At 67.2% G+C, this 13617-nt stretch carries 14 protein-coding genes; 8 read left to right on the top strand and 6 right to left on the bottom strand.

Features of this window, described 5'->3' with window-relative positions:
- The 3 genes from ACOJVU_RS10060 to ACOJVU_RS10050 form a co-directional block, all read right to left on the bottom strand.
- On the bottom strand, nt 1-653 hold a 653-nt coding region (locus ACOJVU_RS10060; protein WP_421529641.1), incomplete at its 3' end, for an amidohydrolase family protein.
- Complete coding sequence (locus tag ACOJVU_RS10055; protein ID WP_421529640.1) at nt 650-1438, bottom strand: fructosamine kinase family protein; 789 nt, start codon at nt 1436-1438, stop codon at nt 650-652. The genes ACOJVU_RS10060 and ACOJVU_RS10055, both read right to left, overlap by 4 nt.
- Nucleotides 1435-3081 (bottom strand): acyl-CoA synthetase, encoded by a 1647-nt coding sequence (locus tag ACOJVU_RS10050; RefSeq protein WP_421529639.1) that lies wholly within the window; start codon nt 3079-3081, stop codon nt 1435-1437. Before ACOJVU_RS10050 ends, ACOJVU_RS10055 begins: the two co-directional genes overlap by 4 nt.
- 64 nt (nt 3082-3145) lie before the next feature.
- Here ACOJVU_RS10050 and ACOJVU_RS10045 point away from each other — a divergent pair, with 64 nt between their 5' ends.
- Together ACOJVU_RS10045 and ACOJVU_RS10040 are read left to right on the top strand one after the other, a co-directional pair.
- Nucleotides 3146-3958 carry a crotonase/enoyl-CoA hydratase family protein gene (locus tag ACOJVU_RS10045; protein ID WP_421529638.1) on the top strand — a complete coding sequence of 271 codons (813 nt, stop codon included), beginning with the start codon at nt 3146-3148 and terminating at the stop codon, nt 3956-3958.
- Between the two features lie 103 nt (nt 3959-4061).
- Entirely contained in the window at nt 4062-4901 is an 840-nt protein-coding gene (locus ACOJVU_RS10040; RefSeq protein ID WP_421529637.1) for a hypothetical protein, read from the top strand.
- Between the two features lie 65 nt (nt 4902-4966).
- Here ACOJVU_RS10040 and ACOJVU_RS10035 read toward each other — a convergent pair whose 3' ends face one another.
- The 3 genes from ACOJVU_RS10035 to ACOJVU_RS10025 are packed head-to-tail and all read right to left on the bottom strand — an operon-like array spanning nt 4967 to nt 7981.
- Complete coding sequence (locus ACOJVU_RS10035; protein ID WP_421529642.1) at nt 4967-6157, bottom strand: cytochrome P450; 1191 nt, start codon at nt 6155-6157, stop codon at nt 4967-4969.
- A 23-nt stretch (nt 6158-6180) separates the two neighbouring features.
- Entirely contained in the window at nt 6181-6897 is a 717-nt protein-coding gene (locus ACOJVU_RS10030; RefSeq protein WP_421529636.1) for an acetoacetate decarboxylase family protein, read from the bottom strand.
- A 52-nt stretch (nt 6898-6949) separates the two neighbouring features.
- Entirely contained in the window at nt 6950-7981 is a 1032-nt protein-coding gene (locus ACOJVU_RS10025; protein ID WP_421529635.1) for an LLM class F420-dependent oxidoreductase, read from the bottom strand.
- Nucleotides 7982-8027: 46 nt separating this feature from the next.
- Here ACOJVU_RS10025 and ACOJVU_RS10020 point away from each other — a divergent pair, with 46 nt between their 5' ends.
- The 6 genes from ACOJVU_RS10020 to ACOJVU_RS09995 all read left to right on the top strand — a co-directional run bounded on the left by ACOJVU_RS10020 (nt 8028) and on the right by ACOJVU_RS09995 (nt 13481).
- Nucleotides 8028-9035, top strand: a complete 1008-nt coding sequence (locus tag ACOJVU_RS10020) for a Zn-ribbon domain-containing OB-fold protein (RefSeq protein ID WP_421529634.1) — start codon at nt 8028-8030, stop codon at nt 9033-9035.
- 14 nt (nt 9036-9049) lie between these two features.
- Complete coding sequence (locus ACOJVU_RS10015) at nt 9050-10114, top strand: thiolase domain-containing protein (RefSeq protein WP_421529633.1); 1065 nt, start codon at nt 9050-9052, stop codon at nt 10112-10114.
- Nucleotides 10114-11298, top strand: a complete 1185-nt coding sequence (locus ACOJVU_RS10010) for a thiolase domain-containing protein (RefSeq protein WP_421529632.1) — start codon at nt 10114-10116, stop codon at nt 11296-11298. The genes ACOJVU_RS10015 and ACOJVU_RS10010 overlap by 1 nt, the downstream gene beginning before the upstream one ends.
- Complete coding sequence (locus ACOJVU_RS10005; RefSeq protein WP_421529631.1) at nt 11295-11720, top strand: nuclear transport factor 2 family protein; 426 nt, start codon at nt 11295-11297, stop codon at nt 11718-11720. The genes ACOJVU_RS10010 and ACOJVU_RS10005 overlap by 4 nt, the downstream gene beginning before the upstream one ends.
- Before the next feature lie 131 nt (nt 11721-11851).
- A complete protein-coding gene (locus ACOJVU_RS10000) occupies nt 11852-13027 on the top strand; it encodes a Rieske 2Fe-2S domain-containing protein (RefSeq protein WP_421529630.1) in 1176 nt (391 codons plus the stop codon).
- Between the two features lie 7 nt (nt 13028-13034).
- The gene (locus ACOJVU_RS09995) at nt 13035-13481 is read left to right on the top strand and encodes a hypothetical protein (RefSeq protein WP_421529629.1); all 447 of its coding nucleotides are present in this window, start codon (nt 13035-13037) and stop codon (nt 13479-13481) included.
- Nucleotides 13482-13617 lie beyond the last annotated feature (136 nt).

Here is a 13617-nt window from a genome sequence, read left to right as displayed (position 1 = left end):
AACCTGACGAGCTCGTCGGGCAACCGTGCGATGGTGTAGGCCGAGGTGTCGATGTAGACGTTCTCGTGCTTGCGGGCGACGGCCACCATCTCCTCGGTCCAGGGATAGCCGACGTGCCCGCAGACGATCACCAGCTCCGGAAAGTCGAGCGCCAGCTGGTCGATGTAGGGGATCGGGCGGCCGGTCTCCGACGGCCGCAGCGGGCCGGTGTGCCCTACCTGGGTGCAGAACGGGACACCCAGGTCCACGCGGGCGGCGAACAGCGGGTAGTAGCGGCGGTCGGTCGGCGGCGCGTCCCACAGCCAGGGCACCACGCGCAGGTCGACGAAGCCTTCGTCGACGCGCCGGCGCAATTCCCGCACCGCGTCCATCGGACGGTCCAGGTCGGCGGTGGCCACGCCGGCACAACGCTTCGGGTGCAGGCCAACCCATTCGGCGACCTCGTCGTTGGAGACCAGATCCTGGCTGCCCGGGCCGCGCCACGCGCTGAGCAGGCCCAGCTCGACTCCGGCGTCGTCCAGCGACGCCACGGTCGCATCGATCGGAACTTCGGTGTCCGGCATCGGCCCGCCGGTCCAGCGGCGCAGCGAGGCCAACATCTCGCTGCGCAAAAAGCGCAGAGTCGGGTGCTGCATCCACACGTCGATCGTCATCGCGATCGACTGTAACCCCGGGCAGTGAGCGCGGCGTGGGCGGCGGCGTCCGTCTGCCGGGCGTACCCGCTGCCGAACAGCACGACATGAGCCAGCAGCGGGTAGAGCTGGTGCAATCCGATCCGCTCACGCCAGCCCGGCCGCAGCGGCTGCACCCGCTGGTAGCCGGTGAGCACCGCGTCGTGATGCGGGCACCCGAACAGAGCGAGCATGGCCAGGTCGGTCTCGCGGTGACCGGCGTGCGCCGCCGGGTCGATCAGCACCACTCCGTCGGATGCCCACATCACGTTGCCGGTCCACAGATCACCGTGCAGGCGCGCCGGGGGGTCGTCGTCATCGAAATCGCCTGCACGGCAGCGGTCTGCCACGGAGTCGATCGCAGCCCGCGTCGACGCGTCGAGCCGCGCCGCCGCATGCTCGGCCATCGGGGCCAACCGCTCGTCGGCGTAGAACTGTCCCCAACGGCGATGCCGCCGCAGCGACATCGGCAACGGCTGCGACAACGGACCGAAGAATCCGGGCCCGTCCCATCCGTCGGGTCCCGCGCCGAACGCCGGGGCACCCGCGTCATGCGTCACGGCAAGCCGGCCGCCGAAAGCGCGCGCAGCCTCGGCGGTCGGTGCCACCGACTCCAGCCGCCGCAGTGTCAGGCTCGACTCGTCGACGGCGACGACCCGCGCGCATGGCACGCCGCCGTCGACATCGGAAAGCCATTGCAGCCCAGCGGCTTCCCACGCGAAGAAGCCTGCGGGGGCATCCGGGTTGCGTTTGACGAAGTCGCTCAAGCGCTCGCGTGAGCGGTGTGCACGTCGTCGGCCGGCCGCGTCTCGGTCTGCTCCTTGGCCCAGCGGTAGTCGGGCTTGCCGGCCGGCGACCGCTTCACTTCGTCGACGAGCCACAGGCTGCGCGGCACCTTGTACCCGGCGATCTCGGAGCGCACGAAGCGGTCGAGTTCGGCCAGCGTGGGCCGGATCCCCGGCCGCGGCGCCACGACGGCGGCCACGTGCTGGCCGAAGCGGGCGTCGGGGACACCCACGACCAGGGCGTCGAAGACGTCGGGATGGCCTTTGAGGGCCGCCTCCACCTCTTCGGGGTAGATCTTCTCGCCGCCGCTGTTGATCGACACCGAACCGCGGCCCAGCATCGTGACGGTGCCGTCCTCCTCGACCAGTGCGTAGTCGCCGGGGATCGCGTAGCGCACCCCGTTGAAGATCTTGAACGTCTCGGCGGTCTTCTTCTCGTCCTTGTAGTAGCCGACCGGGATGTTGCCCTTCTTGGCGATCAGCCCGCGCACCCCCGAGCCGGGCTTGACCTCGTTGCCTTCCTCGTCGAGAACGACGGTGCGGTGGTCGATCGTCACGCGCGGCCCGCCGGCGTGCGGCGCGTCCTTGGCGACGATGCTGGTGCCGCCGAACCCGGTCTCCGAAGAACCGATCGAGTCGGTGATGACCCGGTTGGGCAGCAACTCCAGCAGGCGCTCCTTGATGCTCGGCGAGAACAGCGCCGCGGTGCTGGCCAGCAGGAACAGCGAGGACAGGTCGTAGTCGTGGTCGGTGTCCAGCGCGTCGAGCAGCGGCCGGGCCATCGCGTCCCCGGTGAAGAACAGCAGGTTCACCTTGTGTTCGTGGATGGTGCGCCACACCGCTTCTGCGTTGAATTCCGGTGCGAGCACGGTGGTTTGGCCCGAGAAGATCGACATCCAGGTGGCCGACTGCGTGGCGCCGTGGATCATCGGCGGAATCGGGTAACGGATCATGGGGGGGCTTTCGACGGCGCCCTTGGCCAGGTCGTACTCGTCCTTCACGAATTCGCCTGTCGCGAAGTCCGTTCCACCCAACAACACCCGGTAGATGTCCTCATGGCGCCACATCACGCCCTTCGGAAATCCCGTCGTGCCACCGGTATAGAGCAGATAGATGTCGTCGGCGCTTCGCTGACGCGAACCGAAGTCGCGCTCCGGTGAACCCTGCGCGATCGCGGAGTAGAACTCGACGCCGCCGTAGCGCTGGTAATCCTTCTCGCTCCCGTCCTCGATCACCAGGACCGTCGTGACGCCTGGCGTATCGGGAAGCACGTTGGCCACGCGGTCGGAGTACTGACGCTCGTGGATCACCGCGACCATGTCGGAGTTGTCGCACAGATAGCGCAGTTCGCCCTCGACGTAGCGATAATTGACGTTGACCAGGATTGCGCCGGCCTTGACGATGCCGAGCATCGCGATGACGATCTCGATGCGGTTGCGGCAGTAGAGCCCAACCTTGTCGTCCTTCTTGACGCCATGATCGATCAGGAAGTGCGCCAGGCGGTTGGCCTTCTCCTCCAGTTCGGCGTAGGTCAGCTTCTGGTCGCCGCAGATGAGGGCGACACGGTCGGGCACAGCGTCAATGGCGTGCTCGGCAAGATCGGCAATGTTCAGGGCCACGGCCACCAAATTAGAACGTGTTACATTTCTTGACAAGCTCACGCTGATTGAGACCCGGAAGGCGGCAGCGGTGACGGAAGCTCCAGCAAACGAACAGACCGGCCCGGACGCGCTGGTCGAACAGCGTGGTCACACCCTGATCGTCACACTGAACCGGCCCCATGCGCGCAACGCGCTGAGCGCCGAGATGATGCAGATCATGGTGCAGGCCTGGGACCGCGTCGACAATGATCCCGACATCCGGTGCGCCGTCCTGACCGGTGCCGGCGGCTACTTCTGCGCCGGCATGGACCTCAAGGCAGCAACCAAGAGGCCGCCGGGCGAATCGTTCAAGGACGGCAGCTACGACCCGTCGCGCATCGACGCGCTGCTGAAGGGGCGCCGGTTGACCAAGCCGCTGATCGCGGCCGTCGAGGGGCCCGCGATCGCCGGCGGGACCGAGATCCTGCAGGGCACCGATATCCGGGTCGCCGGCCGCAGCGCCAAGTTCGGCATTTCCGAAGCCAAGTGGAGCCTGTATCCGATGGGCGGCTCGGCGGTGCGGTTGGTGCGACAGATCCCCTACACCGTCGCGTGCGACCTGCTGCTGACCGGACGCCACATCACCGCCGACGAGGCCAAGGAGATGGGATTGGTCGGACACGTCGTCGAAGACGGCCAGGCGCTGACCAAGGCGCTCGAGATCGCGGAAATGATCGAGAACAACGGCCCGTTGGCTGTGCAGGCGATACTGCGCGCGATCCGCGAGACCGAGGGCCTGCACGAGAACGAGGCGTTCGCGATCGACACCCAGATCGGGATCAAGGTGTTCCTGTCCGACGACGCCAAGGAAGGCCCGCGGGCGTTCGCCGAGAAGCGCAAGCCCCATTTCCAGAACCGCTGACTCCTTTCTCGCCGAGCGTGAAGCTGTTGCGAGTTCCGCGCAGTTTTTTGGCCGCAGCTTCACGCTCGACGAGGTGTCGGCCCCAAGCGGCACACTGCCGCGCATGGGGAAGGCGTTCATAGGCAGCGAGGCCGTCGTGGCCGGTCGTGTCACGCCGTACGCGCTGCGGAGCAGGTTCACAGCTATCCACCGCGGCATCTACGTGCCGCGGGATACCGAGGTCACCGCCGCGCTGCGTGCGGAGGCCGCGTGGTTGTGGTCGCGGCGGCGCGGCGTCGTCGCAGGCTGCTCGGCCTCGGCGCTGCACGGCGCCAAATGGGTCGACGGGAACGCACCCGCCGAACTCATCTACGAGAATCGGCACGCGCCGCCGCAAATCCGCACCTGGTCTGATCGCATCGAGGACGACGAGGTCGCGGTATTGCGGGAGATGCCAGTGACGGCACCGGCGCGCACCGCCCTTGACCTGGCGTCGCGCTATCCCCTGAACCAGGCGATCGCGTTGATCGATGCCCTCGCCCGAGCGACCTGTCTCAAGACGGCAGCCGTCGAGCTGCTTGCGGAGCGCTACACGGGACGCCGAGGCATCCGGCGGGCACTCCGTGCACTGGATCTCGTCGACGCCGGTGCTGAGTCACCCCGCGAAACCTGGCTGCGCCTCGTGCTCATCCGGGCCGGCTTTCCGCGTCCCCGCACTCAAATTCCCGTGCACGACCAGTACGGCCAGCTGATCGCGGTGCTCGACATGGGCTGGGAAGACATGAAGATCGCCGCGGACTACGAGGGCGACCACCACCGCCTCGACCGGCGACAATTCAACCATGACATCCGGCGCGCCGAAGCCCTCGCGGAATTGGGCTGGATCGACGTCCGGGTTACGGTCGAAGACACTGCAGGCGGGGTCGTCAGACGGGTATCGGCCGCATGGGATCGCCGAGCGTGAAACTGTTGCGAGTTTTCAGCCGTTTCTTCGTAACAGTTTCACGCTCGGCGCAAGGCGCGAGGGGGTCAGCCCAAGGGCGCGCTCGGGGTGAAGACGACCGGCATCTTCTCCAGGCCGGACACGAAGTTGGCCGGGCGCAACGGCAGCGCGGCATCCGACGCCAGCCGCATGTCGGGAACACGCTGCAGCAGGCGGCTCTGCATGATCGACAGCTCGAGGCGGGCAAGTTGGTTGCCCAGGCAGAAGTGCGTTCCGAAGCCGAATGCCAGGTGGTTGTTCGGGTAGCGCTCGACGTCGAAGCTCTCCGGGTTCTCGAAGACCTTCTCGTCGAAGTTCGCCGACTCGAACAGCAGGATCATCTTCTCGCCCTGGCGCAGCGCGGTGCCGTGGAACTCGGTGTCGGCGGTGACGGTGCGGGCCATGTTCTTCACCGGTGCGGTCCAGCGCAGCATCTCCTCGATCGCGTTGGGCAGCAATCCCAGGTCGCCGGCCAGGCGCCGGTGCTGGTCAGGGTGCAGCAGCAACTGCCGTGTCCCACCGGACAGCGTGTGCCGCGTCGTCTCGTCGCCGCCGATCAGCAGCAGCAGCACCTCGGTGACGATCTGGTGGTCCTCCAGGTGCGCGCCTTCGACCTCCGCGTGCACCAGGACGCTGACCAGGTCGTCGGTCGGTTCGGACTTGCGGGCCCCGATCATGCCCATCATGTATTCGCTGTAGGCGGCGAAGGCGTCCATGGTGACCTGGATATCGGCTTCGGCCGCGGTGCTGCTCAACGCCCCGACGAGGTCATCGGACCACTTGAGGAACATCTCGCGTTCCTCCGGGCGCACACCGAGCATGTCGCCGATGACTGCCATCGGCAGCGGTGCGGCGAGGTCCCAGACGAAGTCGCACTCGCCGCGTTCGCAGACCGCGTCGATCAGGGTGTCGCACAGTTCGACGATCTTGGACTCCTGGTCCTTCACGTGCTTGCGGGTGAAGCCGGAGTTGACGAGTTTGCGGCGCAACAGGTGCTGCGGATCGTCCATCTCGATCATCATCTCGACGCCGTCTTGATCGGGCCGAATGCCGCCGGCGTTCGAGAACAGCTCGGGGTTGCGCTCGGCGTCGATGACGGCCTGGTACGTCGATGCGGCGGCCAGCCCGTTGCGATCGCGGAACACCGGCTCGTTCTCCCGCATCCAGCGGTAGACGGCCCGGGAGTCGCCCGCGTAGAACGCGCCGTCGGTCAGATCGACATCCGGCCTGGTCCCCAGATCGGTCCCCAATTCTGGGATGGTCATGAGATGTCCTGTGCATCGCCGAAGGTCATGCGTACGTTCTCAGCCGAGCTGGACAGCATCGCGCGTTTCGGAAGGCCCATCGATGCCAGTTCTTTCGCATAGGGATGATCGCCCAGCCGGACACGCACTCCCCCGAACCGGGTGCGCACCCCGTCCAGCGTGTGTTCGAAGGCGGTCTCGCGAGTGATCCCGTCGCGATGCGAGTAGCTGCGCTGCGCCGCCTGGCGCGGGGTCAGCCGAATCGGCAGTCCGCGGGCGAAGTCCATGCCGATCACCAGTTGCCCGTCCACGCTGCAGTCGAATCCGAACTGACGGCTCTCGCGAATCGTGAAGTCCGCCATGACTTTCGGATAGCCCCAAATCGTGGTGCCCGCCTCCAGCGTGAAAGCCTGGTCGACGGGCAGGTGGTGGATGAAGGCGCCCGCCTCCCGCAGTGCGCGGGGCCCGCTCGCGCTCGACCCCGGCGGGTTCACCATCACGCTGGTGCCGAACTCGTGGTACCGGCCGAGGTCGCCGTCGAGGTAGTGCATCAACATCAGCACCACGATCGCGCGCCCGGGCAGGTGGCGGCAGACCCGCAGGCCGCTGTAGTCGATCAGGCGCTGGGCGGCGTCGGCGTCGACGGAGAACATCGCCATGTGCTGGTTCGCCTTGCGGATCCGCACCGGCATCGTCAGTACCGTGCCCGCGATAGTGTGCTGCGAGGCTGTCATCCGGTAAATCTAGAACGTGTTCTAAGCCCCTGGCAAGGCGGGCACGCAGGCGTCAGATGAGCGTGCCCAGCTCGCGGACCTGCTCGATGTCGCGTCCGGACACCACCATCATGGTGACGCCCGCGGCCTCCCAGACCTTGATCTGCTTACGCACGTAGTCCAGGTCGCCGATGATCGCGGCGTCGTCGACGACCTCGTCGGGAATGATCTCGGCGGCCTTGTCCTTCTGGCCGGATCGGAACAGCTTCGTCACGTCATCCACCACCTCGGCGTACCCCATCCGGCGGTAGACATCGGCGTGGAAGTTGGTGTCCTCGGCGCCCATGCCGCCCATGTAGAGGGCGAGAAACGGTTTCATCGCCGCGAAGGCGGCGCCGCGGTCGTCGGTGACGACGATGGTCGCGGTCGCGCAGATCTCGAAGTCCTCGCGGCTGCGACGGGCGCCGGGCCGCGCGAACCCCTCGTCGAGCCATTCGTTGTAGGTGTCGGCCATCCGCGGGGTGTAGAAGATCGGCAGCCAGCCGTCGCAGACCTCGGCGGCCAGCGCGATGTTCTTCGGCCCCTCGGCGCCCAGCATGACGGGGATGTCCGCGCGGCGCGGATGGGTGATGGGTTTGAGGGCCTTGCCCAGGCCGGTCGTCCCCTCTCCGGTCAACGGCAACGGGTAGTGGGGCCCGGCACTGGTCACCGGCTTCTCACGAGCCCACACCTGCCGCAGGATGTCGATGTACTCCCGGGTCCGGGCCAGTGGCTTGGGAAACTTCTGGCCGTACCAGCCCTCGACGACCTGCGGGCCGGAGACGCCGAGCCCCAGGATGTGCCGGCCACCGGACAGATGGTCGAGTGTCAGCGCGGCCATCGCGCACGCGGTGGGAGTGCGCGCGGACAGCTGCACCACCGAGGTACCCAGCCGCACCCGCCGGGTCGACGAACCCCACCAGGCCAGGGGGGTGTAGGCATCGGAGCCCCATGCCTCGGCGGTGAACACCGCGTCGAACCCGGCTCCCTCTGCCGCGGCCACGAGCTCGGCGTGGTTTTCCGGCGGCTGAGCGCCCCAATACCCAAGCTGCAACCCGAGCTTCATCGATGCCTCCTTGAAACGATTCTTAGAACCTGTTCTACTCGATGGCGTGACAGCCAGTTCGAGCAGCCCGACCTTGACAGATCACCGTGAACCACCGCTCTCCGCACCGCTGACGTTGTCGTTCGACTACACCCGTTCGGTGGGTGCCACGCTGAGCAAGTTCTTCACCGCTCTGCGTCAGCGCCACATCCTCGGGGTGCGCGGATCCGATGGTCGGGTGCACGTACCGCCGGCGGAATATGACCCGGTCACCTATGAGCCGCTGGCCGAGATGGTACCGGTGTCGGCCGTGGGCACCGTCATGTCGTGGACCTGGCAGCCCGAACCGTTGGAGGGCCAGCCGCTGGATCGGCCGTTCGCCTGGGCGCTGATCAAGCTCGACGGTGCCGACACGTCCCTGATGCACGCGGTCGATGCGGGCAATCCCGAGGCAATCCGCACCGGCACGCGCGTCCACGTACACTGGGCCGACGAGACGGTGGGCGCCATCACCGACATCGCGTACTTCGCGCTCGGCGGTGAAGCCGAACCCGTGACGGAACAGCCGCCCGGCGAACAGGATCCGGTCACCATGATCGTCACGCCGATCTCGCTGACGATCCAGCACACCGCTTCCCACGAGGAGAGCGCCTACCTACGGGCCATCGCCCAGGGCACACTGCTCGGGGCCAGGACCAGGAGCGCCGACGGCGCGGCAGGCAAGGTCTACTTCCCGCCGCACGGCGCCGACCCGGCGACCGGCCTGCCGACCACCGAGTTCGTCGAGTTGCCCGACAAGGGCACGGTCACCACGTTCGCGATCATCAACATCCCGTTCCAGGGCCAGCGGATCAAACCCCCCTACGTGGCGGCCTACGTGCTGCTCGACGGAGCCGACATCCCGTTTCTGCACCTGGTCGCCGACATCGACGCGCACGAGGTGCGGATGGGCATGCGCGTGGAAGCGGTGTGGAGGCCGCGCGAGGAGTGGGGCTTCGGGATCGACAACATCGAGTATTTCCGGCCGGCCGGGGAGCCCGACGCCGAGTACGACACCTACAAGCACCACCTGTAAAGGGCCTACTTTTCATGAGTGAACGCAACGTGGCGGTGGTCGGCTTCGCCCACGCCCCGCATGTCCGCCGCACCGACGGAACCACCAACGGTGTCGAGATGCTGATGCCGTGTTTCGCCCAACTCTACGAGGACCTCGGGATCACCCAGGCCGACATCGGCTTCTGGTGTTCGGGTTCGTCGGATTACCTTGCCGGGCGGGCATTTTCGTTCATCTCGGCGATCGACTCGATCGGCGCCGTGCCGCCGATCAACGAGTCGCACGTCGAGATGGACGCGGCGTGGGCGCTCTACGCGGCCTACATCAAGCTGCTGACCGGCGAGGTGGACACCGCGCTGGTGTACGGCTTCGGGAAGTCCTCGGCCGGGGTGCTGCGCCGTATCCTGTCGCGCCAGACCGACCCCTACACCGTCGCTCCGCTGTGGCCCGACTCGGTGTCGATGGCCGGCTTGCAGGCCCGCATGGGCCTCGACGCCGGCAAATGGGACGAGACGCAGATGACGCGGGTGGCGCTGGATTCCTTCGCGAACGCCCGCCGGGTGGACTCGGTCGAGCCGGCAGCCGGCCTGGACGAACTGCTCGAGCGGCCGTTCTTCGCCGACCCGCTGCGGCGCCACGACATCGCACCGATCACCGACGGGGCCGCGGCCATCATCCTGGCGGCTGACGACCGGGCGCGCGAGTTGCGCGAAAACCCGGCCTGGATCACCGGGATCGAGCACCGCATCGAATCCCCGATCCTGGGCGCGCGCGACCTCACCGATTCACTGTCGACCAGGGCGGCGGCCAGGGTGGCCAGCGGCGGCCACGTCCGCGATATCGAGGTGGCAGAGATCTGCGCGCCGTTCACCCACCAGCACCTGATCCTGGCAGAAGCGATCCGCCTGCCGGGGACCACGAAAATCAATCCGTCCGGTGGCGCGCTGGCCGCCAACCCGATGTTCGTCGCCGGCCTGGAGCGTATCGGATTTGCGGCACAACACATCTGGAACGGCTCGGCCGGGCGGGTGCTGGCGCATGCCACCAGCGGGCCCGTACTGCAACAGAACCTGGTCGCGGTCATGGAAGGGAAGAACTGATGGCCGGAAAGCTCGCGGCGGTCCTGGGCACCGGGCAGACCAAATACGTTGCCAAGCGCCACGACGTTTCGATGAACGGCCTGGTGCGCGAGGCGATCGACCGGGCCCTGGCAGATGCCGGCGCCACATTCGACGACATCGACGCCGTCGTGGTCGGCAAAGCCCCCGACTTCTTCGAGGGCGTCATGATGCCGGAGCTGTTCATGGCCGACGCCATGGGTGCCACCGGCAAGCCGATGATCCGCGTACACACGGCGGGCTCGGTCGGCGGATCCACCGGGGTGGTCGCTGCCGGCCTGGTCCAGTCCGGCAAGTACAAGCGCGTGCTGGCGCTGGCCTGGGAGAAGCAGTCGGAATCGAATGCGATGTGGGCATTGTCGATTCCGATTCCGTTCATCAAGCCGGTGGGGGCCGGGGCCGGCGGCTACTTCGCCCCGCACGTGCGTTCGTACATCCGTCGTTCCGGCGCACCGTTGAACATCGGCGCCATGGTTGCGGTCAAGGATCGCCTCAACGGGGCGCGCAACCCGCTGGCCCATCTGCACCAGCCCGGCATCACGCTGGAGAAGGTGATGGAATCCCCCATGCTGTGGGACCCGATCCGCTACGACGAGACCTGCCCGTCCTCGGACGGCGCCGCCGCGGTGGTCATTGGCGACGAAGAGGTCGCCGATGCTCGCGTGGCGCAGGGACATCCGGTGGCATGGATCCACGCGACCGCGCTGCGCACCGAGCCGTTGCAGTTCTCCGGCCGCGACCAGGTGAGCCCGCAGGCCGGCCGCGACGCGGCGGCCGCGTTGTGGAAGGCGGCGGGCATCAGTAGTCCCATCGACGAAATCGACGCCGCCGAGATCTACGTGCCGTTCTCGTGGTTCGAGCCGATGTGGCTGGAGAACCTCGGTTTTGCCGCCGAGGGCGAGGGCTGGAAGCTCACCGAGGCGGGCGAGACCGCGATCGGCGGCCGGCTGCCGGTGAACCCCTCGGGCGGTGTGCTGTCGTCGAACCCGATCGGCGCCTCGGGGCTGATCCGCTTCGCCGAGGCGGCGATCCAGGTGATGGGCAAGGGCGGCGACCACCAGGTGCCCGGCGCCCGAAAGGCGTTGGGGCACGCCTACGGTGGCGGCTCGCAGTACTACTCCATGTGGGTGGTCGGCGCGGACAAGCCGGAGCGGGTGAACGCATGACCGCAACCCCGGCGACGGTGGCGCACCCCGCGCACGAAGCCGGTCGCCGGTCCCGGGACGCGGTCATTGCACGCGACAAGGACGCGTGGCTGGCGGTGTTCGCCGAGGACGCCGTCGTCGAGGACCCCGTCGGCCCCTCGGCTCTCGATCCGCAGGGCAACGGGCATCGGGGGCGCGACGCGATCTCGGCGTTCTGGGACCAGGCCATCGCACCGACCACCCGGATCGAGTTCGTCTTCCGCGACACCTACCAGTGCGGCAACGAGGAGGCCAACGTCGGGCACATCCTGATCACCATGGGCGAGTACCAGGTGACCGCGGAAGGCGTCTTCACCTACAAGGCGAACGACGAGGGCAAGATGGTGGCCTTGCGGGCCTACTGGGAAGTGGACCGCGCGGCCAAGAGCACCCGCAGGGTTTAGATCGGCGTGAGCCCGGCCGGATGCGGCTGAGCCCCGATGAACGTTCGATGGTCAGAAACGCCGTCGTTGCGCACACCCGGAGTAAAACTGTAACGTGTTCTAGTTAGAGGCCGGTGAGTTGGAGGTGACAGGTGACTACCGACACCAATGCGGTCGGCATCCGGGAGATCGACGCCGGCGTCCTGCCGACCAGGTACGCCCGCGGTTGGCACTGTCTGGGCGTCGCCGGGGACTACCTGGACGGGAAACCGCACGCTGTGCAGGCGTTCGGCACCAAGCTGGTGGTGTTCGCCGACTCGCAGGGTGAGGTCAAGGTCCTCGACGCCTACTGCCGGCACATGGGCGGCGACCTGAGCCAGGGCACCGTCAAGGGCGACGAGGTCGCCTGCCCCTTTCACGACTGGCGCTGGCGCGGCGACGGGCGCTGCGCGCTGGTGCCCTATGCCAAGCGCACACCCAAGACGGCGCGCACCCGGGCCTGGACCACCGACGTGCGCGGCGGCCTGCTGTTCGTCTGGCACGACCACGAGGGCAATCCTCCGGACCCCGGCGTCCGCATCCCCGACATCCCCGAAGCCTCCAGCGACGAGTGGACGGACTGGCGGTGGAACAGCATCCTCATCGAGGGGTCGAACTGCCGCGACATCATCGACAACGTCACCGACATGGCCCACTTCTTCTACATCCATTTCGGGTTGCCGACGTACTTCAAGAACGTGTTCGAGGGCCACATCGCCACGCAGTACCTGCACAACGTCGGCCGTCCGGACGTCAACGACCTGGGAACCTCCTACGGCGAGGCGCACCTGGATTCGGAAGCGTCCTACTTCGGGCCGTCGTTCATGATCAACTGGCTGCACAACAGCTACGGCGGGTACAAAGCCGAGTCGATCCTGATCAACTGCCACTACCCGGTGACGCAGAACTCCTTCGTGTTGCAGTGGGGCGTCGTCGTCGAAAAACCCAAGGGCATGGACGCGGCCATGACCGACAAGCTGTCCAAGACCTTCACCGAGGGTGTCAGCAAGGGCTTCCTGCAGGATGTCGAGATCTGGAAGCACAAGACCAGGATCGACAACCCGCTGCTGGTCGAGGAGGACGGTGCCGTCTATCAGCTGCGCCGCTGGTATCAGCAGTTCTACGTCGACGTCGCCGACATCAAACCGGAGATGGTCGAACGCTTCGAGATCGAGGTGGACACCACCCGCGCCAACGAGTATTGGAACGCCGAGGTGCAACAGAACCTCAAGGCCAAAGAGCTTGGCGCCGCACCTGTTTCGATCGACGTGCCCGCCCAGCAACACTGATCCGCACGTGCCGGACAACCACCCCGCGGTGCCCGATGTCGATCGGCTCGCCCGGTCCATGCTGTGGCTGCGCGGTGACAGCCACGACCATGAGCCCACCCGCCCGGGTAGGGAAGTCGACTCGTGGTCGAAGTCACGGGATTTCCGTGACGATCCGCAGCGCGCGGCAGCGGTTGCCGAGGCCAGCCGCGCCGACCGGGAGCGCTACCTGCGCTCGGGGTTGCGCCCGGTGGACTGCCGCTTCTGCCATGTGACGGTGACCGTCAAACGGCCGGGGCCTGGCCACACCGCGGTGCAGTGGAGCACCGAGGCGTCGCAGCGCTGCGCGTATTTCTCCGAAATCCGCTGCGCTGGCGGGGATTCCGCACGCGAGCGATCGTGCCCCAAGCTGGCCGACAGCATCGAGCATGCCGTCGCCGAAGGGTATCTTGACGCCACACCCGACGAGGACTGAGCCGGCCGGCGGTGCCGCCGCGCGCGTCCGGCGTTCCCCCGACTAACCCCTTGCCCCCGTGAGGCTCCCGATCTCGCCGAGGCCGGACGTGAAGGAGGTCGGGTTGAAAAAGCCGGAGTTGTATCCGTGGTCGCCA

It is taken from the genome of Mycobacterium sp. THU-M104 (genome assembly GCF_049197365.1).
Taxonomy (GTDB): domain Bacteria; phylum Actinomycetota; class Actinomycetes; order Mycobacteriales; family Mycobacteriaceae; genus Mycobacterium.
This window is presented reverse-complemented; position numbering and strand designations above follow the sequence as displayed.